A 22,288-nucleotide genomic window follows, 5' to 3' on the forward strand; every position below is an offset into this window, starting at 1 on the left:
ATCAGACGCCCCCTTCGGATACATGATTACGGCGCTGCATATAGTTATCGAGCCCGGCTTTTCTCAGCTTGCATGCAGGACATTCCCCGCAACCATCGCCCTTAATGCCGTTATAGCAGGTTAACGTATGGTCGCGAATGTATTCAAGTGCATTCATCTGGTCGGCTAGCTCCCAGGTTTCCGACTTGTCGAGCCACATGAGCGGCGTGTGAATGACGAACGGGTAATCCATGGCCAGATTCAGCGTAACGTTGAGTGACTTGATGAAGCTATCCCGGCAATCGGGATAACCGCTGAAATCCGTTTCGCATACGCCCGTGATCAGATGTTTGGCACCGATCCCCTTGGCCAACACAGCGGCAAAGCTGAGGAACAGCAGGTTTCGTCCCTCCACAAACGTAGTGGGCAAGCCGTCGCCTTCGGCAATTTCGATATCGCTGCGCGTCAGCGCATTCGGTGCCAGCTGATTCAGCAGGCTCATATCAAGCACGGTTTGCTTCACGCCTTGTTCCTTGGCGATCTGTGCCGCGCATTCTATTTCAAGCTTATGGCGTTGGCCATAATCAAAGGTTACGGTTTCCACTTCGGCGAAGCGTTCCTTCGCCCAGAACAGGCAGGTGGTGCTGTCTTGACCACCGCTGAAAACAACGACCGCTTTTTCATTTTTAAGCATAAAAAAACCTCTCATCCTTCATATTTTAAGAACAGCCGAAAGGGCTGAACCTGTAGAAGAAAGAGAAGTTCATTGAACTGAATCCGTAAAAAAACAAGCCTTATTCTTAAGGTGCAGCACCGAATAAGACACGATAGTTTTTTATAGAGGGAGTTCACGAACCTCTCCCACACACCGCGATAGGCGTATGGATTGTCTTCTGTTGTCCTTGTGACCGCATAGGGTGTTAGAATCCAGCATGCAGTCTGATTACACCCTCCATTATAACACGGCCCGATTATTTGATAAACACTCCGCCAAAGGGAATTGCTTCCCGCAGAAAACGCTTGATGATGCCTTCATCGTTTAATTCGTCCACGAGTCGCTGATTCTGGCGTCCCGCTTGAAACAATACGTAACCGTCACCGGTCAGCTTCCAGTGGTAGTTCATATGCTGGCTGGCCAGATGATTGCCGTATACGGTCAGGTCCAGCTTGGCCGCTTCCGGATAGGCGATGATGCTCCCGGCGTCCACATACAACGGCTCGGTTGGATGCAGCTTGACTTTACATACCGGACCTTGGGTCAAAATGCCGATGCTGCCATTTCCGGAAAACTTCATCTTAATCGCGTCTCGCGTGACCAGCATGTTCTTGATCTTAAGGATTCGTGTCTGCATCGTAACATGCTGGGTATAAAAGAAAACATGCCGAAAATCATAGAGCATGTCCTGTTCGCCTTCCAGCTCAATTTCATGCATATTGAAGCCTGGGGGGAGCGCAGCCGTAAACTGACTGGGCCCTGTAATATCGGCTCGAATCAGTTTTTTCTTGCGGTATATGCCCTTTACGTTCATGAGACGGTCGCTGCGTCCGGAGGAGGGCCCCCGATAGGCAACGATTTGCTCAGGATGGAGGACATGGGCCGTGTCCCCTTCAGTCAGGGAGAACGTAACCGCTTGTCCCGCTCCGCTGCCGGCTGCATCTTCCATTCGGATAATCATGGCCGCGCCTCCTTTTGCCTGGTTGGATGATAGGAATCTGGATAAGAGCTTGTCCTATTTAGAACGATTCGTTCGGCGCATGCCGAATCGCAGGACGCGAATGATGACAAAGTATCCGGCAGCTAATGCCACGGCGGTGATCGCCACGGTCTTTATACGTTCCGCCCCGCGATTTCGTGCGGCTTCAGCCTCCTGAAGCTGGCTTACCATTTGGGTTAATTGCTGGTTCTGCTCCGCGAGATTGGAGTTCTGCTCCGCCAGGGTCAGATTTTGCTGCTGCAGCCGTTCGGAAGCGATTCTGGCTTTATCAAGTTCCTGCAGGGCTTGGTTATAGTTGCTCTTGAGCTGGTTTATTTCATCGGGCAGTCCGGAGAACTGCTGGATATTATCGTACAAATTATTAAAGTAATTGGCGCTGGCGGTCCGTCCACCGGCCGGCAGCGCGATCCCCGCCACCAGCAATAGGAGAGAAAGTTGAATTAGCTTGGATTTTGTCGGCTTATGCAAGAGGGACCACCACCATTCGATTATTTATAGTAAATACGAATCAGATTCTGACAGGTTTCTATTAATATATTACCCACATTTGCGATGGAAGTGAATCTATTAGCAGGCCAAGTTGTTTAACTAGCTCAAGTAAAGGTTAATGTATGTAAGTAAGAGCCCAACAAGCCATCCCATACGAATGATCATAAAATGAACTAGCAGATAAAAGGAGATTACAATCATGATAAAGGATAACAACGTGAAGAAAATTATGATTACAGTGAATGGAAAACCCGTGGGTAACGGATTATTAATTGATAAAGTAACGTACGCTCCCATTCAACGTACATCAAGACATACTGGAGATAAACCCGTTTCGGCAGCAGAAATAGGTTAATAGACCCTGTATAGTGAAATCAACAGCTTTAAAACCCGGAGAACGTCTCCGGGTTTTTTGCGTTTAATAACGAATAGAACTTCATTCATTTGCTTATGAGTGTGGCATTAAGCAGGTGTTCTATTCCGGATTGGGGATGGTATCAGCCTTGTTAAGTAATTTCGGCATGGGGAGCCGGGCACTTTTACTGGGGCTGTTCTCAACCATCATTTTATTGGTTTCCTTCTGGTTTACGGGCAATATGATTACGAAGCAGAAACTTGACTTGAAGGAATTCATTGCGAAGATCGGTTCTTTTCAGCTGCCGTTCGGAGCGGCGCTTATCGTAAGCGGATTGATCAGCTTCATGTCGTTAAAGCTGGCATTCCTCATCCTTGTATTTGCTTTAATGACCGGACTGGCGGCGAACAGCGCAGCCATTATCGAATTGTACCGCATCGGATCCAACCAATGGATAAAATTTTTAGGGGTAGCTATAGGCATTTATGTATTATTATTTGCCATTGTACAGACCGTATTATTGTAGAAATAAGTCAATTACGAGGCAGAAAAAGACTTCCTTGTCCGACATCTGACAAAAATCAGCATATCCAAAAGACCGCAGCTGCTAGGGCTGTGGTCTTTTTTTGTCGAATTCATAATAGGAACATATGTTCCGTGACAGTAAGATGTCCATCTGTATTGGTACATTATTAGAAGAAGAGGAAAGAGGTGGATGTATTGCATTCTGGCTTGTTTTCGGATTTTACATGGAGCCACAGCCATGTATTCGCTGGGGGCACTAGTCAGGTCTTTCTGCTGATCGAGTGGAGGGCTGGTGTGTTAAAGCAAAAAAAGAAGTCTCATGGCGGCTTTAATCAGCCCATGGCTGAAGATGTCCAATTACACCTTCAATTAGGGGAATACGTTCAAGTAGGACATATGTATGGATGCCATGGCGAGATATTGAATGATCGCAACATTTCATTGTCTTTAGGTTCTTTGTCGGAAGGGAGAACCAAACAGCTGGTTCTTGAGCTAAGTGTCGGAGCCAGGCAATCGGGGGTGTATCCCATAATTACCGCTCTATGGACCTATATGGATGTTCAGAAGCAGCAGGTCGTCTTGCAGCCGTCTCGAACGATTCCGCTTCAATTCAGCAATCATACGGCATTGAAATACCGGGGGGCAGATGATCGCGTTGAGAAGGTGCTGAAGTTATACCAGAATGCTTCCATTCTGGAGCAAGCAAGAAGAGAGCTGGAACGGGGGAAGCTGGCTCGAGGAGAAGAAATGATTCGTAGACAGGCAGATGAGATGCTTTTATACGCAATCCGATTTCGGGATGCGGATTATTTGAGGGAGGCAGAGACCCTATATCAACTAATTGGATTGTATCTGAATACATATCGGCAATTATCTTCTGAAAATGCGAATAGGAAGAGGGACTTTAGACTTAAGGAATAACTGGGGATGAAGAATCTGTATATAAAAAAGGAAAAATGATTTCAGGGTCGAATGTACTATTTAGCAGTCAATAAATGTATGTCTAATTTACTAGAAAGATAGGGAGAATGCCATATGACAGACCGACTGATCCGACTAATGAGAATCATTACCCTTGTACAAGCAAGACCAGGTATACTGGCTCGAGAGCTTGCTGAACGTTGTGGAACCAGCGAAAGAACCATTTATCGGGATATGGATGCCCTCAGCGCCATGCATATTCCCATCACTCACCAAGGCCGAGGCCGAGGCTACACATTTATCGGGCATTTTGCAATGTACCCGCTTGGTTTAACGGAAGAGGAGGTACAGGCGTTATTTAAGCTATTGACCATATTGGAGCAAATCAAGTCAATGCTGCCCGATGAATTTGAAAGCGCTTATGAAAAGGTATTGGCTGCTGTATATAAGCAAAGCGCGGAAAAAGCTGAAATTCAGGCCGGGGACCGGGATGAATCCTCCACCGGTCTATAACGGTTCCACTACGTGTAACAATTAAACCTCGAACGAAAGGACACATCTTCATGTGACTATCGTCGAGGTTTTTATTAGTTTATGGGGAATTAATTATCTCATGTGGAGATGCGAATAGAGTAGTAAATTAGAATCAGGATAGGAATATTATACCAAAATAGATGGTTATATGATAATATAACTATAATTTCTCTCATTCATCCAAAAATGTCATGGATGTGTAATTGTGAGAGACGGCGGTTGATGTCCCTAAGCAAGGGCGTAGGAAGGAGATATGGAGCAATAGCATAGGTTTATTCCACAACTTGTATAGGAGGATATTCATGAAGAAAGAGGTAACTAATAAGGTAAGAAAATGGAATATAAAGCTATTGGTTATGGCTTTGATTAGTATGACATGGCTCGGGTTATGCGATCCTATTCCTGTTGAGGCAGATAGTGCCGTTGGGGGTCCTAAATTAGCAGTTTTGGTGGATGGAAGAAAGGTGAAGTTTCAAGGCGGAGATCCTACTTTTGAAAATGGCCGGGTACAAGTACCACTCAGAGGTATTGGTGAAGCTTTAAAGGCAGAAATCGGCTTTAGTGGTAAAACTGTTACTTACATGAAAGATGGAAAATCGATTGCCCTTACCTTAGGGAGTAAAGAAGCCATTGTAAACGGTAAAAATGTCACTATGGATACAGCTGCTAAAGCTGTTAAAGGGCGCACTTATGTGCCATTAAGATTTGTAAGTGAAAATCTTGGTGTACCAGTAAACTGGGATAAGGTTGGTAATTGGGTTTGGATTGGTTCGAAGGAAGTTCCAGATATAACGAAAGTAGCAAGTGTGAAAAAGTCGAATCTGAACAATGATTTTGTGAAAATGTTTGGATCAAAAACTCACTTGATAGATGGGAAAAAGGATGTTCGAATATTTACTATTGATGATCTGCCATTAAGAATAGATCGATTTATAGTTTACGATTTATGGCCAGTGATGTTCGGAGAATACCAATCAATTAGAATCCGATTTGATGCAGGACTTGGCCCAATCTACTACCTACAACAAGGAGAACTTCCTCGTTATCGAAATTCTGCGGATCCGATTAAGCAATCAGATAAAACGATTATTCGAACCTATAAAACTACAAGCGAGTATGATCAAATAGTCAATAATGATATCAACTATAAGCAATTCAATCTAAATAAAGCTGAATATATTGGTTTTCAGATGGGTACAGAATCATTAACTTTGCTTAAGAATCCTTTTAAGTGAATGGTAACCTTATGGGAAAAAAGAGAATTCTTTATGTACTAATAATTATGTTGACTATAAAAGTCCTTATTATTCAAAGTGCCTATGCAGCTCTTCCTACAACACCGAAGCCAAGCAACCGCAATGTACATTATTTTGTTGGAATGTTTACTTATGAGATTTGGCGTTATTCAGATGGACAAACTTGGACGCCGGAAGGATACGAGAACCAACAAAATAAATCTATGGATTTTCCGTATTCATTCGATATTCCTGACCGAAAGATTAAAAGTGTATCGGTAGAAAAATTCAATCCTGATATGACTGATCCAGATGGTAGGGATCTATATTTTCGTTCTCGTTATCAACAAGAAACATGGGATCAGAGGGTTCCAAACGTTAGTAAAAAATATACTCCTAATATTAAAGGGAATATTCGAGGACTAGGAACGGACAACGTATCTTTTAATGTACATGTCATAGGAGACTTAAAAGCAGATGATCCTCTTGAGACAACAAAAGAAGAGCAAAATGTGAATGTCAAAGGACTTCGTTATTACTTCCCTATCCTTTTCACAATCGAACTAGAACCCGAAGTAGGTAATGCCATTATAAAACATTACACAACTACAGGGCGTTCGCTGAACGGTACACCGGGCTTTACAGATCGTGAACAATTATTAGAGAAGAACAGTCCATACTCTTTTACTCATACTCCTGGGAATGCAGATTACACATATGTTGGACACAAGAAAAGCACTGTCTCAGCCCCGAGTGGTGGATCAATAACACCTGGTGACCCTAGCCGTTTTACTTATGATGGCTCATTCCCGACATATTATCTGTTTTTTTATTATGAGACCGATACACCGCCCCCAAACCCTGACCCACCTGAGGCCTCTTGCACGAGACCTTCTCCAGGGACGAAAATGAATGGTCGTTATATGGATCCGGTGGTCACAGCGAAGATTCTCGCTGACCTGCGTGGAAGTGAACGTTTTGATGTTTTGCAAGGAATACCGACGTCTGAAAGTTTATATGGTAATATCTTGGCTCGTAATTACCTGTATCAGAATACATTTGTAAACATGACAGGTGTCTGTTCCTTTAAAGTGAACGTTGAAAAGACATGGACCTTATATTGGGACCCAGGGAAACCAGGACCAAATAATCCAAGCGGTAATCCTACAACGGTACCTGATCCACAACAAGCCGAGGAGAAGGTCACAGAAGGATACACCGTGGAACGGCCATATTCTTATTGGGTGATTGATAACCTCGAAGTTTATAAGATCGATCAGGGGATTCTAAGGAATTACGCATTACCAGGTGAGCAAATTACAATTTATCCGCAAGGGTACCAGCCACCTCAGTTTACAGCCAGTGCATCTGGAGCGTTTTATCCTCCATCCCCACCTGATCCCATTATAGCTCCAGCAGGCTCTTACGGAGGAAACTCATATAAGACAAAACCTTCCCCGCCAAGTGAGAATCTACAGAGTGTAGCTGAGAATGCTGTAGAAAAAGTCGAGGTCACGAATGACTCTCTGATTTTTAACGGATCTACCATTATGAATTCGAATCGAACACCGGAAAAAGGGCCTGCACCGGGCAGTATCCCCGCTCCCACACATATTAGTGACAATGTGCTGTACAAGCCCAATAATATGATTAGTAGCGATAAGGTTAACAGGGCAAATACAACAAGCGCAGGTACAATTCAATATGGTTTATTACCAGGGAATATTAATGGTGGAAGCAACAAGGAATTTCCGATTCACGCCATCAACACCGTCACCGTCCATACGCCGGTAGTCAATTATTCCTCAGTGACGGATGATCAAGCCCACAATCAGAAGACGACCCCGAACCCGAACCGCTCTGCATTCATCTTGGATCGGCCGTTTACGGTACGCATCCCTACCTCGGGTCAGCACCGGAACATCCAGGGATACGGAGACCGGGACTATGCGAAGTATGTAAGATCGAAGCAGGTGTATTTTCCGTTCGATGTCTACAGCAGCGACAGGAGCACCTTTTATCCAAAAGACACCTGGATTACAATCCCTACGGCTCAGCTGGATACGGAGTTTTTCCTGCCGGTATGGGTGGATGAGGGGGATTATCAGGTATATTTCCGTACGATTGCGGAGAACGCTCCATCCGACTTCACGACGCAGCCCAGCGCGAACCTGGATTTGGCTCACCATGTGGCTACGGATATAGAACCGGTTGAAGTGATCGGGCGCGTATATGATTTCCATATCACGGATATTGCCGATTATAACTGGGAGACGGTCTTCCGCAAACAAAAAGGGAATGCGGCACCAAGCGGCGCGTCCTATTGGACAGGACTTCGCGATATTGACGGTGGAGCACGCGGGAACTCGCTGCCGTACACACTTCCCATCGCACCGGGCAAGCATCCGGCACAGGGATATAAGAATGCGGCCGTAAAGACAGGCTACCATTTCAAATTCGATTTGAAGACGAAGGGCAATATGTTTGGTGTACAAGACGGCATTTCAATTACCCCGAGCTTTTATTTTGTTAATCAGGACGGCAGCGGACGGCGGCCCGTTGATCTGTATTACCACAGCGGAAACCGGAAATTTATTCGGATCGGTTCCCCGCAGGACACGGAGAAGCGTTATGTCATCCTGAATGACAGGCTGCGCAATGTTCCGCAAGACGAGCTGCAGGCTACGGCTTCGTATTTGTACAACCGCGGCGGAGCCCCGGCGGGAATGTCCGCGGCAGCCTACATGAAGCAGTATTTGGAGAAGATCAGCAAAAGCAAGACCTGGGTAGGTCGGATCGACTGGATGCTGCTTCCATACGAAATACGCACACTGATCGGCCCGAAGTCAGGATTGCCAGCCTCCGTTGACACGGAGAGGGCCAACGCGGCTGTACAGCGCTGGTATGGTGAATACAGTCTTCCTGCCGACGTGTATGTGGTGAAGAAAGGGACCGATCTGGCCGCCTATGGGCGGACGAACCGACTGGACGAGAAATCCTCGATTTTTCTCAAAAAAGGGTATATCGTGGTCAATTTCAACATCGAGACGATCCGGGAGGGTAACATGGCCAAACCCCATTTGCAATACATTCATGGCCCACTCATGAATCAATGGCAGCTTGAAGGATACAGCCGCACGTATAACGATCCGTATGGTAAGCGGTTTTCTCTGATGGATGGGGATGTCATATTCTATCATGCCGATCAGTCCAGCAAAGGGGATTTTAAATCTCAGGTACCTCATTAAAGTGTTCACCTGACCTCCTTATAATAAAGAGGATGATCCCTAATCCTTACCCGTAACAACACCAAAACAGCCACGCCTGAGTATTTCTCAAAGGCGGTGGCTGTTTTTGGGTTGTGCTCGCAGTGCTTGCAATGAAAAAGCTCAGTTGATTCACGGCTGCATTGTTTACATGGAATTAGGTTTCGATACAGACAAGGAGCGGTGTATCCCGTATCGGGATCAAACCGTAAGCGTCATCGCCAGCGCATTCGGCTTATCTCAATACGCGGGCCAGGCATCGTTATCGTAGAGATGGCGGACAAAAGCCATTGGATTCCGATACGAGTTCTTCCACGCCTCTCCCATGCCTGCCTCCAGGAAACCATACCGTTGATCGCAGCCGTTGCACTCAATGAAATAGAGCCTTCCATCTTCGGTGATACCGATGTCCAGTCCAAAATCGGCAGCAAACGGAATAAACAGGGACAGGATGCGGGCGATATGCAGGGAGAATTCCGCAATACGCTCAAGGGTTTCTCCAACAGGGGCATTCGGCATGCAGCGGGTTAGAATGTCCGGTACCTGATAAGCGGAGCCCCCCTGCGCGATGTTGGAGACAAAGGTTTGAGGCGGCGAGGTTTTGGCGAACATGCCCGCGATTTCCCAGCTGCCGCTGCCCCCCCGCTGCACGGTGACCCTGATGTCAAAGGGACGCCCCCTGTATTCTGCCAGCGGAATGCGCTCCTGTGCCAGAAAGGGCGCACGTCTGATTCTCTGGTAGATTAACGGATGAAGCTTGCCCTCGGCCAATGTTACTGTTCTCCATCCTTTAGCCGAAGGGGAGGAGCGGGAATACGTCAATTGGCTGTGCCCGGTGCTGCTTTTTAGCCGCATAATGCCGATGCCGATGCTGCCGCTGCATGGTTTTAAGACGAGGTCACCATGTTGGCTTAACATGGATCGAATGGAGACGGGCGTAGCCTTTACCGTATGCGGTAAGGCATTCGTTAATCCCGGATCCTGTTCCAGCATATGGTGTATCGTATCCTTGCCGTAGCGCGTACGGCCGTTAAACACAAAGATTCCTTGTTTGATCAGATCGTCGATCCGCTTGAGTTCACGTCGGTTGTGGTAGATGGCACGCATATGGATGGCGCGCGGAATGGGAATGTGGACACGGCGGTACCCGGATGGAATGGGTATATATCCTGTCACCTTTCCGGTATCCAATGAAATATGATGAATGGTAAAAAAACAAGGAACCAGCCCGTACATGGCAGCGGCTTCTTCATAGTTAGCCAGTGATTCAGTGCCGATTCTCCCGCTGGAAATTCTGCGATACGTGTTGTTGTTGAGCAGAATGCCGACAAATTCCGGATGCATGGTCATCCTCCTTGTTACCACAGATCATGGAGTCTTTGTACCACATCGTATGCAGGAGGAAGTTTGTCCCGGGTGGACGGGTGTCGCCCGTGGTTGGCCTATTCTTTATCGAAAGATTAGTCACCAATAGACCCTGATTCGGTATATGTTAAGGTATCCGGCCATACACATGACAGGGATGCGCTTTTTTGAATTAGGGCAATGAAACACTGCTGGTATCAAGGGGATGGGTACCTATGATATATCAGTAGGGGTTTTTCATATAGATAAGTTGTGAGAAGGGTGTGGAGTTATGGGTTTGCGGAAGGTGGCCGTTGTGACGCCGGGGTCCTTTGTGATTCCTTCGGGGAGGAGCAGCTCTGTCGAGCGTGTAGTGGAGCAGACCATTCCATTGGCACAGGGAGCCATGGATGTGCGCATATTTGGAGTGCTTGGAAAAGGACTCCCTTCAAAAGACACGATCAACGGCGTTCCGTGTTACCGCCTGCCATCGGGAGCGAATTATTATCCTTCCCTGCTGCGGAGGCTTCAGAAATGGAGACCGGATATTATCGAAGTACACAATCGCCCGCTGTTAGCTCAGCGTCTGAAGATGCATCTCCCGGATGTAAAGACTGTACTTAATCTCCATTCCAATACCTTTATATCGCCTCCGTATATGAGCGAGCAGCGGTTTGGAAACATCGCCAGGTGGATGGACGGCATCGTGGTGAACAGCCGTTTTTTGCTGGAAGATATCACGATAAGGCATCCAGAGCTGTCGGATAAAATTACGATCAATCATCTTGGAGTCAGTCTGGAGCATTTTACCCCGCCCTTCAGCCCGGCAGCCAAGGCATTGCGGGAAGCCCGACTTGCTCATTACGGATGGAACGGGCGGCGCATCATCCTGTTTGCCGGACGACTTATTCCGGATAAAGGCGTTCATCATTTGCTGGAAGCACTGCCGCAGATCATCGATAAGCATCCGGATGTACTGCTGCTCATTATCGGGAGCGCCGGATACGGATCGGACCGGGAAACTGCCTATGTGCGGGAATTGAAAAAAGCTGCAAGACCCTACCAGCATTGGGTAAACTTTCGCCCCTTTGTGCCATACCCGGCTATTGCGGATTGGTATTCGCTTGCAGACATCGTGGTTGTTCCGTCTGCACCCAGAGAGGCGTTTGGCCTCGTGAATGTGGAAGCTATGGCAGCAGGCGTGCCGGTCATCGCTTCAAGTGCCGGAGGAATTCCGGAAATTGTGGAAAACGGAGTGACGGGATATTTGGTGCAAAGCGATGATTTTCCAGCCGGACTTGCGCAGCAAATTAACAATCTGCTGCAGGACGAAAATCTTCGCAGACAGATCGGAATGGCCGGTCGCGAAACGGTGCGGCAGCGCTTCAGATGGGACCATACGGCCGAGCGCTGGGTTCATTTGATGCAGACCATCTGAGGATAACCGATGGAACAGTGGCAGGCGCCCCCCTTGCCGAATAGGATGAAGTAACGATTAGAAGCAGAGGAGAGAGCCGACAGTGAACAAAGCCAGAAGGATCACCAGGGGAAGAGGGAAGAGACCGTACCGGCGATATCCTGGCCGTCTCAAGACATCCGCGTACAGAACGGGCATTGATCGTGGCGGTACGGCCGAGTATGAATTGGCCGATGATACGATTGACGCGGCTCATCTTCGACATCGCAGTGTGAGAAGCGAGGCGATTGAAGACTATTCTGTATATAGCATTCACTTATCCCCTGAATCGATTACTTCCTCTAAAATTGCGAGCCATTCGGTGGGCTTGGCGCATTTGAGCTTTAATCCGGTACAAGGGATGCCTGACAGGCCGTTAATGCAGCAGTTCGGCGATATGCCGTTCATGTTTCCCGAAGGCGTCGACACCATCGATGTTGCCATTTCGCTCCACTCCCCTTATGCCGATGGAAATTATGTCATGGTGGTATCATGCAGCGACCCCGGGTTTCAAGCGGGGGTCAAGTCACGGAATGAGCTTCAGGCGATGGTCGGCATCACAAGGTCCGCAGGCAATCCGCATGCAGCCGGATGGTTATCATGGATAGCAATAGGCGGGCAATAGAATCGTACAAAAAGGGCAGGGAGTTTACTCCCCGCCCTTTTTAGTATGTACAGATAGCGGATGGGGATAAGCGTTGGGGCGTAACCGTACATATGCCGTTACGATGAAGAAGAGCAAACATACAATAGGATAGATTGCCAAGGAGCAAGTGACCGTTACAAGGGAGGAGGAGTGCAAGTATGCGCAAAATGCAGCGGTTAAGGCCCCGAAGAAGGCCGGTTTCTCGGCGTCCTTCCAGGGAATCGTTGCAGCCACCCGCTATTCCTACCACCTACCGTCCTATGGAGCCACAGATCCCACGGGAGAATCACCCCCATCCTTGCGTGTCTGTCATTATTCCCGCTATGAATGAAGCCGGTAAGATTTCCGCGGTCATAGCAGAAGCGCGGGCGGTTCATCCCGAGACCGAGGTAATCGTTGTTGCGAACGGGTGTAAGGATCAGACCGCAGCTGTCGCAGAACGGATGGGAGCCAAGGTGTTGTCTTTTGCGGAGCCGCTGGGACACGATGTGGGACGAAGTGTGGGCGCAGAAGCAGCTAAAGGACGAATTCTTCTTTTTACAGACAGCGATATGGTTATTCCTTCCGGTGAGTTAAGGCCTTTCGTGCAGGCGGTTCAATCCGGCGTTGATGTGGCCTTGAACGATTATACCGGTCCTATCGATCGGCAGCCGATTCACCGGGTTATTCTTGCGAAATATACATTAAATTCGATGCTGGGAAGATCTGATTTGCGGGGCGCGTCCATGACAGCTGTACCGCATGCCTTAAGCCGTCGGGCGCTGGAGACAATCGGTGCAAGTGAGCTGTCCATTCCGCCGAAAGCGCAAGCGGCTGCGATGAACCGGGGGCTGCGTGTAGAGGCGGTCTATCGCGTGGAGGTTGGACGCTTGAATCCCGGTCGAATCCCGGGCGGAGATCCGCTGGAAATGCTGGTGCTTGGCGATCATTTGGAAGCACTGGAAGCCGTGATTGCAGAGCGTGGTATCCGGGGCGGATATCACGATGGTGGACGAAGACGGAGCGTGGTGAGGTGAGCACGTGCAAAAACGGATTCATAAAAAAATAAGTCGATCAGGATCTAAAGGACGAAGACGTTTAAGGAAAGGTTCCTCACGGGTGGTGGCATACCGTTTAACACGGAGCAGCCGTTGGGAACGGCTCGCGCTGAGTGCGGGAGGTATGTCCGGGAGAAGACGAGGAGCCGCCTCCAAAAGGGATGCATCCATGGCCTTGGGTCAATGGCTGGCTTCCAGCGGAATCCCCCAGCACCAACTTTATCACGTTCTGCCGGGGGTAGCGGAAGCGTTCCGACGAGGATACGCCAGAGGGGCCAGGCAGTCGATTCCGGCACCGCTGCTGCCGCCTCTGAACGGGCGTGCTTCCGTTATCGTGTCCGCCTGCAACGAAGCGGGTTCCATTCCGATGGTGCTGCGAGAGCTAAAGCGGCTTCCATTTCATGAAATCATCGTTGTCGAGAATGGGAGCCATGATCATACGTACGCGGCAGCGCGTGCATTTGAAGGGGTTACGGTGATCCACATTCCCGAGCGGCTGGGGCATGATGTGGCCCGTGCCTTGGGAGCGAAGATGAGCACCGGGGACATCGTTCTGTTCATGGACGGGGATATGCCGGTGCCTGCGGAGAAGCTGAGTTCCTATCTGGTTGCGGCAGATCGCGGAGTGGATGTGGCATTGAATGATATCATGCCATTGCTTCCGGAATTTGGCTGCCAAGATGAAGTTACCCGCTGCAAAACATTTCTCAACCGCATGCTGGGACGTGACGATCTGGAGGCCAATTCGCTAACTGCTGTTCCCCATGCGATGACAAGGCAGGCGCTGGAGAGTATCGGTTATGCGAATCTTTCAGTCCCTCCCAGAGCCCAGACGTTGGCCATAAGACAGGGGCTTCGAATTGAAGCAGTACAGACCGTGGATGTTTTGAGCGTAAACCGGCGAAGGAAGACGAATCGCGGCAAGGACAATCCAGTGGCAAAGCTGATCATTGGCGATCATATCGAAGCCCTGGGAGATACGATGAAAAACCTTGGCGGGCGCCTTCAATGGGGACAGGTGTCACGGACGGAATTAGCCTTACGGAGGAACAGCCTATGAGCGGACTAACGAGTATTATTATTCCCACGTATAACGGACTGCATCTGCTCCGTACCTGTGTGGAGCATATCCGGGCATATACCGATGTCCCCTACGAGATTATTGTGGTGGACAATGGCTCACGGGATGGAACCGGTGAATATTGTGTACGGGAAGGGCTTTTGCTTGTCTCGCTGCCGGAAAACACCGGTTTCCCCATCGCGTGTAACCATGGTCTCCGGTTGGCATTGGGAGATCAATTATTGCTGCTGAACAATGATGTTTTTGTTTCGCCGCGGTGGCTGACGTTATTGCAAGAAGCGTTATACAGCCAGGAAGAGATCGGGGTCGTGGGGCCTGTAACGAATTACGCAAGCGGTATCCAGCAGGTAAAGGTAGGTTATACGGACAGAGCAGGCTACATCCAGGAGGCAGAACGCTGGAATGTACCGAATGCGGCACTGTGGCACGAAGTGAATCGTATCGTGGGGTTATGCTATTTGTTTAGGCGCACGGTCATGGATCGGGTGGGATACCTGGATGAGATGTTCTCGCCCGGACACTATGAGGATGATGATTACTGCTATCGCGCTCGCCTTGCAGGGTTCAAGCTGGTGGTGGCAGGGAATGTGCTGGTGCACCATGAAGGGAGTGCAAGCTTCCGAACCCGGTTCCCGAGCGGATTCCAGGAGTTGATTGAACGAAACCGGAGACGGTTTGTAGAGAAGTGGAATGTAGACCCATTACAATTCATCGAGGAGAGAGGTGACGCATCATGAAGGGCGTATTGCTGGCAGGGGGGAACGGCACCCGACTACTTCCGCTGACGAAATATATGAATAAGCACCTGCTTCCGGTAGGAAAGCATCCGATGATTGCATATGGAATCCACAAGCTGCATCAGGCGGGCATCGATGACATTTTATTGATTACCGGCTCCAAATCGGTTGGCCTGTACGCCGAATATTTGGAGAACGGACGGAGCTTTGGTGTCAATTTGACCTATAAGGTGCAGGAGCAGGCAGGCGGAATTGCGGAGGCGTTGGAGCTGGCGAAAGGATTTATACCTCACGGTGAAAAATTCGTTGTTCTGCTGGGGGATAACCTGTTTCAGGATGATTTAAAGCCGTTCATTCAGCATTATGTACAGCAGCCTTCCGGTACGGCTATGGTACTGCTTAGTCCTACGGATAGCCCCCATCGGTATGGCGTACCTGTATTTGCGGAGGATGGCAGCGGGAAATTGCTTTTCATTGAGGAAAAACCCGTAAATCCCCGGAGCCGTCATGCGGTGACGGGAATATATATGTATGACCATAGCGTATTTGATATCATCAGCCGAATCAGTCCGTCAGAACGAGGGGAATTGGAGATTACCGATGTCAACAATCTGTATGCAGCCAACGGGACATTAATGTATGACATCCTGCAGCAGTGGTGGTGCGATGCCGGCACTTTTGAATCGTTGCAGGAGGCGGCTGTGCATATGAAGGATGAATTGCCATGAAAAAACGGCGTGCAGTTCGGGCTGCAGTCCATACCGGAGAGCAGCGAGAGGGGGGCGTATCGGGCGAGCATTACCGAGCCGGTTATGAGGCCGGTTATGCTCTCGGGCTAAGGCTTGGGCAGGAGGACCGGGGCAGTGTGTTCGAAGGAACGAGCATTATTATCCCTGCGGATTCTCAGCATGATGCAGCGGTTCAAGTCATACAGCATATTGAGACAATGACTCCCCATCTCTATGAGGTGCTTGTTGCCGATGCTGGCGCCACAGCGAATACGAGGCGGTATATTCATGATCGAAGAGGAGTCGTGCGTCACATCAAGGGGAATAGTGGAGATCATCTAGCCCGCGTAGTGAATAAGGCGATTTCAGCTTCACTTGGCGAGCATATCGCCATATTGGCCAACGATCCTCCACATATGGATAACTGGCTTGGGGTTCTGATGTGCGAGTTTGAGCGTGAACCTGGTATAAAAATGGTCTACGCCAGTTCTGCAGCAACGGGTTTAGGAGCTGCATTAGTGGGCGAGGAGAAGTCAGCTCTGCCGAGTTCCTCGCCCAGTCCATTGAGCTGTTTGCTGTTCAGACGTTCGCTCCCGGCAGAGATCGGAATGTGGACGGAAGAGATCCTTTCCGCGGAAGACCATATGCATAGATGGCTTGAACGGATACCCGCGGAACAGAGATTACAGATAGAGGCATCATCTATATTTTGCAAGCGGGAAGATATGATTTGATTGTTGCACGGAGAATCCGTTTTCCGCATATGCTGAACTGATAGAAGAGTGAAGGGGAGTACCGACGTGGAGAGCAAAATCGATGATATGATAGCGCATCTTTCGCATTCTCAACAGCAGCTGGCCCGGATTTTGGAAGCTCAGCGCCATGCTGCTGTTCGCATGGCTCAAATTATACATTCTCTTCCTGAATATGAATTTCAGCTTGCAGAAGGACCGAAATCATCAGGAGGACAGACGACCCAAATCAATCGCAGCATCGTGTCTTATTTGAATGCCATGGCGGATCTGCAGCAAACCGCAGCAGATAGCCTGGAGATCGTGTTAAAGGAAATGAGAGATCAAGAGGAAGAATAACCCGGTAATCTTACCGGATGACAGAGGCGGGAATGCAGGTGAGCAAAGAAGAGTCTTTGATGAGAATGCTGGAAGCAGCCGTAGCCATTCAGCGCGAGACCTCTCTGATCCTGGAAGGGAAGGCGGTCGAAGCTGAAAAAGTTCGCGAGTGGGTGCTTTCGCAGGATCCCTCTACCGGCGGATTGAAGGATTCGCTGGTGATGCATGAGCAGATCGTGGAGCAGATTGAAGGACTGACCCGAATCGGATCAGGGCTCTGCCGGAATCTGCGTGTGGCTTTAGGTACCGATGATCAGGCGTCAAGCGGAGGTTTTGATGAATTTGATTTTGGAGATTCGGATTGATGATTACACGCACCCACCGGGAACATGAAGCAAGGGTAGCCATGATATCATCTATCGCCAGAAGCCAGGAGGCATTGGCCGGCATTTTGGAGAATATCGCCGAAGTCTCGGCCCATTCCGACGTGACTGCGAAAAAGCTTGCTGAGAATATCCGGCTATTAACCGGTTACCAGTCGGTTATGACGGAGATGCTGACAGGCATACCGCTGAACCGAACGAAACGGGGGTCTCCTTCTTCCCCATGGCTTGCAGCCGGAAGGATTGCAAGCCACGGTACAGCAGACCAGGAACAAACCACGCACTTGGGAGGTTAATGACAGGATGAAAGTAAAAATAAAGGGCTTGCGAAAGAGCGGACGTGCACGTCGTGCCGGCAGCAAGAGATTGTCCTTGGCTGTAAGACGCTTGAAGATTGTTAAAGGTGCCAGACGGCGTCGTGGCGGAAACTTGAGTTTGCGTAAACGCCGCGGGATTCGAGGCCGCTATCGTTTACGAAGAGGAGGGCGCGTTTTCTATCCCGCCTCATCCCAGGCGTATAACCAAGGTTATAGTCAGGCATATGACGAAGGATTTAAATCGGGATTTGCGAAGGGTTATGAAGACGGGCAAATCCCTCCTGCACCTGTATGAAGGCGGACAGGGCGGCTCTCACGGAAGGTTTCGAATCCGTGAAGGACCGCTCTTTTTTTATTTTCACTCGCCGTTTTCAAGGGGGCGATACGTAAGGGCATACGCCAAATTCCCGGTTAAAGGGACAATCGTCCATGATGCATTCGTCCTCTTGGCATATAGTTATATGAACCTTTGTAAATCCCATAAGAGACAGGGTGAAGATGGTGAGCTTATCGTTTCTTACAGGTCAGAAGGAGGGCTACCAGGCAGGTTACAGTGAAGGTTACCGTTTGGGGGGGTGCCGTGCGCTGATGGAACGTATTCCAGTCGAGCCCTCGCCATATTTCAATCTGAAAATTCTGTATGTCCCCCAAGGATTTGAGTCCATTGATGAAGGGGTAGTCAAGGGACTTGGCCGAATCGTTCAGGAATGTATCGTGGTGCCGCCGGAACAAGTGGTGGAGGTAGCGCTGCAGCAAAAGCCGGATATCATTCTGGTGATGAACGGCTTGCACGTATTTCCGGAGGGGTTTCGCCATTCCATGAATCAGCTCCGGAACCTCGGCTTCCGGACGGCCATTTGGTTTGTCGATGATCCTTATTTTACGGAGGAGACACCGGGATTGGCACAGCACTTTGATGTTGTGTTCACGCACGAGCTGAGCTGTGTTTCATTGTATCAAAGCGTTGGGGTGAAGGAAGTGCATTATCTTCCGCTTGGCGTTCATCCGGAACTATTCACCCCTACGATGGCAGGGCCGGCATATCGTTCTGACATTTGTTTCATCGGGAACGCGTTCCGCAACCGTGCGGCACTGTTTGATGAATTGGCCCCGTTCTTGAAAGGGAAGCAGGTTCGTATTATCGGAGGCTACTGGGAACGACTTGCCCGTTATAAAGAACTCTCCCCGTTTGTGTACAGCGGCTTCATTCCGCCTGCTGAAACCGTGAAATTCTACAACGGCGCCAAAATTGTGATCAACCTGCACCGGCCCACACAAAGCGGTGACGATAACCGCAACAGCCTGAATTATCCGGGACGTTCGATCAACCCGCGCACCTTTGAGATCAATGCTTGCGGTACGCTGCAGATCACGGATATCCGTGAGGATCTGAGCCAGTATTATACGCCAGGAATCGACATCGAAACCTTTGGCTCCGTTCCGGAATTGAAACATAAGATTTCCTATTATCTCTCTCAAGAGGATCAGCGCAGAAGTATAGCGCAGCGGGCGCTTCAGACAACGATGACAAGACATACGTATGTTCACCGACTGCCGGAACTTCTGACTTTGATCGAAGCCAACCGATAGGACGGACTTTGTTTTTCGTTCAAGCAAATATCAGGGAGGAGCGAAGCGGATGGCTAGAAGTTTAGTTACAGGACCACGTCGGTCCGCCGTATCCGATGCATACGGGCAAGGCAGGAATGCCGGTCTTCAAGCGGGATACGATGAAGGGTACTTCCGGGGGAAATCACAAGGCATCGTCAACCGGATTGTATACACCCCGCCTGTGCGGGATATCCATGTCTTGTTTGTCAGTTCGGGAAAAGGATTTCCCTACTCGCCGATTGACGAGGCGATTATCGGCACGCTGCATGGCATGGTACGTCAGCTTTCGCTGACGGATGCGAAGCAGGATGTAGCAGCGGAAGCAAGCCGCACCAGGCCGGATCTAGTGCTGGTGCTGGACGGCATGTATCTTCCTGTGGAACAGATGGATGCCGTTCGGGCCATGGGGATTCGGACAGCCGTATGGATGACCGACGATCCGTATTATACCGATATGACCATAGGCTGGGTTCATCACTATGATTATGTGTTTACGCTGGAGTTTAACTGCGTGGCCCATTATCAGAACTTGGGCTGCGCTCAGGTTCATTATTTGCCATTCGCTGCATTTCCCGGTCATTATCGTCCGATTGTCAAACCTGGAGCGGCAACCCGCGATATCAGTTTTGTCGGCACAGCCTACCCGAAGCGGATTCAGTTCTTTGAGCCCATTATGGATCAACTGATGGCGCACCGTACATTTATAAACGGAAATTGGTGGGAACGATTCCCTGGGTATGGGCGATATAACAACCGAATCGAGGTCAACAAATGGATGGGCCCCGCGGAAACGGCAGACGTATACAACAGTGCCAAGATTATCATCAATCTGCACCGTGCGGTAGATGACGACGACATTAATCAAAATAGAGGTCATATTCCTGCGGCTTCCCCGAACCCTCGGACGTTTGAGATCAGTGCCTGCGGTACGCTTCAACTCTGTGATGAGCGCGCGGATCTGGCACGCTTTTACACGCCGGGTGTGGAGATTGAGACATACCGATCGCCTGGTGAACTGCTGGAGAAGATTGAGTATTACCTTACGAATGACCAACTGCGTAAAGATATCGCCCATCGTGCGCTGGAGAGAACGTTTCAGGAGCATACCTATGCGCATCGGCTGAACACGATGTTCTCGGTCATCTTCCCTTGATCGATATTCAGAAATAGATGAATGTTGGGGGAACAAGCGTCGTTGCGGTATCTTTGTCTCCCTAATATATTGTACCAACTGGGTGAAAAGGAGGTGGATCGCATCCGGTACTGCGAGAATCACGGTTACTGAAGATGCGGACGATACCGATGGCCCTTAAACCGAAAATGTTGATTTTTTCACACGTATCCAATCCTTCAAGCATTACGGGAGCGGAGAAGCTGCTTCTGTTCTTCTGCGGGCAGTTAGCTCCATACTTCGATTGTGTTCTGGTTGCACCGAATGAAGGCCGGTTGACCATGCTGGCCAGACAATCCGGGATTATGGTCAAAATATACAAAATCCCATTGCTCCACAGTATATATACACCTGGTGCCCATCTTATGAACGAAGCGGAAAAGTTAATGACAACACCTGTATTCCGTGCCTTGACAAAATGGATAGCAAAAGAAGGACCTCAGGTGATCCTTACCAATACCTGCGTGCATTTTATGCCGGCGGCTGCCGGAAAACGACTCGGGATTCCCGTGATGTGGCAGCTGACAGAAAAAATTACGGATAACGGGTATGCCCATTTCTCCACTTCGTTAATCCATCAGTACAGCAGTTGGATCATCAGTATTTCCGAATCGGTAGCCGAGAGCTTCCCGCCGGAAGTGAGGCAGACGAAGATGACGGTTCTTCCTCCATCCTGGAGCGAGTCTGACATTCAGCCGGAAGCATGGCCGGGATGGAGGGCTTCCTACCGGGAGAAGCTTGGGATCACATCGAACAGACCTGTAATTGGAATGATCTCGTCGTTTCTGATCGAGAGCAAAGGGGTCCATCATTTTATCGACATGGCGCTTTCACTCAAGGATGCCTATCCGGACGCGGTCTTCCTCATTGTTGGCAGCGTGCTGGACCTGGACTATGAGAGATTGTGCCGCGATCGGATTGCTTGGTCCGGAGCTCAGCACCGATTCATATTCGCCGGTACCCAGGATGATATCACTCAGGTGTACTGTGCACTCGATGTTGTTGTTGTACCGAGCGTGGTACCGGAGGGATTCGGGTTGACGGCACTGGAGGGCCTGATGTACGGAAAACCGGTTGTTGCCTATGCCTCAGGAGGACTCCAGGAAGTGTTGACAGCTGCCGGCTGTCCGCAACTGCTAGCCGACCCAGGGAGTACGGCCTCTCTGGTGGAGAAAGTAAGGTCCATACTGGATCAGCCGGATCAGGGAGTTTCCTTGGGAATGCAGAACCGGATGCAAGCACAGGCTGTTTATGGTCCTGCGATGTACCAGGTACGAGTGAACGAAATGGTTTCCCGGTGGATGAATGAGCATCCTGAGTGGTTCCAGGCGACGGCAAGAACGGCGAAGCACCGGGCTGCTCCGACGAGACGGCATAAACAGCAGCGTAAGCGGATCCGGAAGAAACGCGGCAAAGCCGGACTGCGCCGAATAATCCCTCGCACGAGAACCAGAGGAACAGAAGGAAAACCGACCAGGCGACGGGCATCAAAGCCTAGACAACGCAGAACGTCCGCAAGGCGACGGAAGGCATAAGACGAGGGGAAAGGCAGAGTGGTCCTCAGGCTCTGAGACATTGAGAAGCAGATATGCATTCACCTCTGCCTCCTCACGAATACGGGAAGAATGGTCGTGCTGCGGAAAGATCGCCTTCGGATCTGTGATTAACTTGGCAAGGGAGAATCCGAT

At 49.5% G+C, this 22,288-nt stretch carries 24 protein-coding genes, 1 pseudogene and 1 riboswitch; of the genes and pseudogenes, 21 read left to right on the forward strand and 4 right to left on the reverse strand.

The window, feature by feature from the left end; genetic code table 11:
- Nucleotide 1 precedes the first annotated feature (1 nt).
- From queC to MKY82_RS07480, 3 genes are all read right to left on the reverse strand, one after another.
- Nucleotides 2-673, reverse strand: coding sequence for a 7-cyano-7-deazaguanine synthase QueC (gene queC, locus MKY82_RS07470; RefSeq protein ID WP_194541411.1), 672 nt, complete (start codon nucleotides 671-673; stop codon nucleotides 2-4).
- A 134-nt stretch (nucleotides 674-807) separates the two neighbouring features.
- Nucleotides 808-839, reverse strand: a riboswitch (PreQ1 riboswitch).
- A 111-nt stretch (nucleotides 840-950) separates the two neighbouring features.
- Nucleotides 951-1,655, reverse strand: a complete 705-nt coding sequence (locus MKY82_RS07475; RefSeq protein ID WP_194541412.1) for an AIM24 family protein — start codon at nucleotides 1,653-1,655, stop codon at nucleotides 951-953.
- A gap of 54 nt (nucleotides 1,656-1,709) precedes the next feature.
- On the reverse strand, nucleotides 1,710-2,162 hold the full coding sequence (locus tag MKY82_RS07480) for a cell division protein ZapB (RefSeq protein WP_339295834.1): 453 nt from the start codon (nucleotides 2,160-2,162) through the stop codon (nucleotides 1,710-1,712).
- 220 nt (nucleotides 2,163-2,382) lie between these two features.
- Between MKY82_RS07480 and MKY82_RS07485 the strand changes: the two genes are divergently transcribed.
- The 7 genes and pseudogenes from MKY82_RS07485 (at nucleotide 2,383) to MKY82_RS07515 (ending at nucleotide 9,001) form a co-directional block, all read left to right on the forward strand.
- On the forward strand, nucleotides 2,383-2,538 hold the full coding sequence (locus tag MKY82_RS07485; protein ID WP_194541414.1) for a hypothetical protein: 156 nt from the start codon (nucleotides 2,383-2,385) through the stop codon (nucleotides 2,536-2,538).
- Between the two features lie 148 nt (nucleotides 2,539-2,686).
- Entirely contained in the window at nucleotides 2,687-3,064 is a 378-nt protein-coding gene (locus tag MKY82_RS07490) for a hypothetical protein (protein WP_339295835.1), read from the forward strand.
- A 293-nt stretch (nucleotides 3,065-3,357) separates the two neighbouring features.
- Nucleotides 3,358-3,984 carry a hypothetical protein gene (locus MKY82_RS07495; protein ID WP_339295836.1) on the forward strand — a complete coding sequence of 209 codons (627 nt, stop codon included), beginning with the start codon at nucleotides 3,358-3,360 and terminating at the stop codon, nucleotides 3,982-3,984.
- A gap of 114 nt (nucleotides 3,985-4,098) precedes the next feature.
- Nucleotides 4,099-4,497, forward strand: coding sequence for an HTH domain-containing protein (locus tag MKY82_RS07500; protein ID WP_194541417.1), 399 nt, complete (start codon nucleotides 4,099-4,101; stop codon nucleotides 4,495-4,497).
- 323 nt (nucleotides 4,498-4,820) lie between these two features.
- The gene (locus MKY82_RS07505; protein WP_339295837.1) at nucleotides 4,821-5,753 is read left to right on the forward strand and encodes a stalk domain-containing protein; all 933 of its coding nucleotides are present in this window, start codon (nucleotides 4,821-4,823) and stop codon (nucleotides 5,751-5,753) included.
- A 923-nt stretch (nucleotides 5,754-6,676) separates the two neighbouring features.
- Nucleotides 6,677-7,216: pseudogene (locus MKY82_RS07510) on the forward strand (DUF5704 domain-containing protein); the annotation flags it as partial.
- Nucleotides 7,217-7,303: 87 nt separating this feature from the next.
- On the forward strand, nucleotides 7,304-9,001 hold the full coding sequence (locus tag MKY82_RS07515; protein WP_339296745.1) for a hypothetical protein: 1,698 nt from the start codon (nucleotides 7,304-7,306) through the stop codon (nucleotides 8,999-9,001).
- Nucleotides 9,002-9,259: 258 nt separating this feature from the next.
- Here the strand turns inward: MKY82_RS07515 and MKY82_RS07520 are convergent, their stop codons facing one another.
- Entirely contained in the window at nucleotides 9,260-10,363 is a 1,104-nt protein-coding gene (locus MKY82_RS07520; protein ID WP_339295838.1) for a YheC/YheD family protein, read from the reverse strand.
- A gap of 292 nt (nucleotides 10,364-10,655) precedes the next feature.
- On the opposite strand from MKY82_RS07520, the gene MKY82_RS07525 reads away from it, so the two are divergent.
- The 14 genes from MKY82_RS07525 to MKY82_RS07590 all read left to right on the forward strand — a co-directional run bounded on the left by MKY82_RS07525 (nucleotide 10,656) and on the right by MKY82_RS07590 (nucleotide 22,135).
- Nucleotides 10,656-11,801 carry a glycosyltransferase family 4 protein gene (locus tag MKY82_RS07525; RefSeq protein WP_220686195.1) on the forward strand — a complete coding sequence of 382 codons (1,146 nt, stop codon included), beginning with the start codon at nucleotides 10,656-10,658 and terminating at the stop codon, nucleotides 11,799-11,801.
- A gap of 82 nt (nucleotides 11,802-11,883) precedes the next feature.
- Nucleotides 11,884-12,444, forward strand: a complete 561-nt coding sequence (locus MKY82_RS07530; protein ID WP_339295839.1) for a WIAG-tail domain — start codon at nucleotides 11,884-11,886, stop codon at nucleotides 12,442-12,444.
- Nucleotides 12,445-12,623: 179 nt separating this feature from the next.
- On the forward strand, nucleotides 12,624-13,481 hold the full coding sequence (locus MKY82_RS07535) for a glycosyltransferase (protein ID WP_339295840.1): 858 nt from the start codon (nucleotides 12,624-12,626) through the stop codon (nucleotides 13,479-13,481).
- 145 nt (nucleotides 13,482-13,626) lie between these two features.
- Nucleotides 13,627-14,562: a glycosyltransferase family 2 protein gene (locus tag MKY82_RS07540; RefSeq protein ID WP_339295841.1), complete on the forward strand. Its 936-nt coding sequence runs from the start codon at nucleotides 13,627-13,629 to the stop codon at nucleotides 14,560-14,562.
- A complete protein-coding gene (locus tag MKY82_RS07545) occupies nucleotides 14,559-15,320 on the forward strand; it encodes a glycosyltransferase family 2 protein (RefSeq protein WP_220686193.1) in 762 nt (253 codons plus the stop codon). Before MKY82_RS07540 ends, MKY82_RS07545 begins: the two co-directional genes overlap by 4 nt.
- The gene (locus tag MKY82_RS07550) at nucleotides 15,317-16,048 is read left to right on the forward strand and encodes a sugar phosphate nucleotidyltransferase (RefSeq protein ID WP_194541426.1); all 732 of its coding nucleotides are present in this window, start codon (nucleotides 15,317-15,319) and stop codon (nucleotides 16,046-16,048) included. The genes MKY82_RS07545 and MKY82_RS07550 overlap by 4 nt, the downstream gene beginning before the upstream one ends.
- A complete protein-coding gene (locus MKY82_RS07555) occupies nucleotides 16,045-16,782 on the forward strand; it encodes a glycosyltransferase (protein WP_194541427.1) in 738 nt (245 codons plus the stop codon). The genes MKY82_RS07550 and MKY82_RS07555 overlap by 4 nt, the downstream gene beginning before the upstream one ends.
- Before the next feature lie 66 nt (nucleotides 16,783-16,848).
- A complete protein-coding gene (locus MKY82_RS07560) occupies nucleotides 16,849-17,139 on the forward strand; it encodes a nucleoside-diphosphate sugar epimerase (protein WP_071223480.1) in 291 nt (96 codons plus the stop codon).
- 32 nt (nucleotides 17,140-17,171) lie between these two features.
- On the forward strand, nucleotides 17,172-17,483 hold the full coding sequence (locus tag MKY82_RS07565) for a hypothetical protein (protein ID WP_233354786.1): 312 nt from the start codon (nucleotides 17,172-17,174) through the stop codon (nucleotides 17,481-17,483).
- A complete protein-coding gene (locus tag MKY82_RS07570; RefSeq protein WP_194541428.1) occupies nucleotides 17,483-17,797 on the forward strand; it encodes a hypothetical protein in 315 nt (104 codons plus the stop codon). The genes MKY82_RS07565 and MKY82_RS07570 overlap by 1 nt, the downstream gene beginning before the upstream one ends.
- A gap of 7 nt (nucleotides 17,798-17,804) precedes the next feature.
- The gene (locus MKY82_RS07575) at nucleotides 17,805-18,113 is read left to right on the forward strand and encodes a hypothetical protein (protein ID WP_074961975.1); all 309 of its coding nucleotides are present in this window, start codon (nucleotides 17,805-17,807) and stop codon (nucleotides 18,111-18,113) included.
- A gap of 203 nt (nucleotides 18,114-18,316) precedes the next feature.
- Nucleotides 18,317-19,408, forward strand: a complete 1,092-nt coding sequence (locus MKY82_RS07580) for a glycosyltransferase (protein WP_194541429.1) — start codon at nucleotides 18,317-18,319, stop codon at nucleotides 19,406-19,408.
- A 49-nt stretch (nucleotides 19,409-19,457) separates the two neighbouring features.
- Complete coding sequence (locus tag MKY82_RS07585) at nucleotides 19,458-20,582, forward strand: glycosyltransferase (RefSeq protein ID WP_071223476.1); 1,125 nt, start codon at nucleotides 19,458-19,460, stop codon at nucleotides 20,580-20,582.
- A gap of 149 nt (nucleotides 20,583-20,731) precedes the next feature.
- On the forward strand, nucleotides 20,732-22,135 hold the full coding sequence (locus MKY82_RS07590; protein ID WP_339295842.1) for a glycosyltransferase family 4 protein: 1,404 nt from the start codon (nucleotides 20,732-20,734) through the stop codon (nucleotides 22,133-22,135).
- Nucleotides 22,136-22,288: the final 153 nt, after the last annotated feature.

Origin of the sequence: Paenibacillus sp. FSL W7-1279 (assembly GCF_037969845.1) — a bacterium.
Classification (GTDB): domain Bacteria; phylum Bacillota; class Bacilli; order Paenibacillales; family Paenibacillaceae; genus Paenibacillus_AQ.

Coding starts and splice junctions, on each gene's coding strand:
- MKY82_RS07475 (WP_194541412.1), bottom strand. CDS start 1,655: ATGATTATCCGAATGGAAGATGCAGCCGGCAGCGGAGCGGGACAAGCG.
- queC (WP_194541411.1), bottom strand. CDS start 673: ATGCTTAAAAATGAAAAAGCGGTCGTTGTTTTCAGCGGTGGTCAAGAC.
- MKY82_RS07565 (WP_233354786.1), top strand. CDS start 17,172: ATGCAGGTGAGCAAAGAAGAGTCTTTGATGAGAATGCTGGAAGCAGCC.
- MKY82_RS07525 (WP_220686195.1), top strand. CDS start 10,656: ATGGGTTTGCGGAAGGTGGCCGTTGTGACGCCGGGGTCCTTTGTGATT.
- MKY82_RS07590 (WP_339295842.1), top strand. CDS start 20,732: ATGGCCCTTAAACCGAAAATGTTGATTTTTTCACACGTATCCAATCCT.
- MKY82_RS07575 (WP_074961975.1), top strand. CDS start 17,805: ATGAAAGTAAAAATAAAGGGCTTGCGAAAGAGCGGACGTGCACGTCGT.
- MKY82_RS07555 (WP_194541427.1), top strand. CDS start 16,045: ATGAAAAAACGGCGTGCAGTTCGGGCTGCAGTCCATACCGGAGAGCAG.
- MKY82_RS07580 (WP_194541429.1), top strand. CDS start 18,317: ATGGTGAGCTTATCGTTTCTTACAGGTCAGAAGGAGGGCTACCAGGCA.
- MKY82_RS07545 (WP_220686193.1), top strand. CDS start 14,559: ATGAGCGGACTAACGAGTATTATTATTCCCACGTATAACGGACTGCAT.
- MKY82_RS07535 (WP_339295840.1), top strand. CDS start 12,624: ATGCGCAAAATGCAGCGGTTAAGGCCCCGAAGAAGGCCGGTTTCTCGG.
- MKY82_RS07485 (WP_194541414.1), top strand. CDS start 2,383: ATGATAAAGGATAACAACGTGAAGAAAATTATGATTACAGTGAATGGA.
- MKY82_RS07570 (WP_194541428.1), top strand. CDS start 17,483: ATGATTACACGCACCCACCGGGAACATGAAGCAAGGGTAGCCATGATA.
- MKY82_RS07515 (WP_339296745.1), top strand. CDS start 7,304: ATGAATTCGAATCGAACACCGGAAAAAGGGCCTGCACCGGGCAGTATC.
- MKY82_RS07585 (WP_071223476.1), top strand. CDS start 19,458: ATGGCTAGAAGTTTAGTTACAGGACCACGTCGGTCCGCCGTATCCGAT.
- MKY82_RS07520 (WP_339295838.1), bottom strand. CDS start 10,363: ATGCATCCGGAATTTGTCGGCATTCTGCTCAACAACAACACGTATCGC.
- MKY82_RS07540 (WP_339295841.1), top strand. CDS start 13,627: ATGTCCGGGAGAAGACGAGGAGCCGCCTCCAAAAGGGATGCATCCATG.
- MKY82_RS07505 (WP_339295837.1), top strand. CDS start 4,821: ATGAAGAAAGAGGTAACTAATAAGGTAAGAAAATGGAATATAAAGCTA.
- MKY82_RS07550 (WP_194541426.1), top strand. CDS start 15,317: ATGAAGGGCGTATTGCTGGCAGGGGGGAACGGCACCCGACTACTTCCG.
- MKY82_RS07500 (WP_194541417.1), top strand. CDS start 4,099: ATGACAGACCGACTGATCCGACTAATGAGAATCATTACCCTTGTACAA.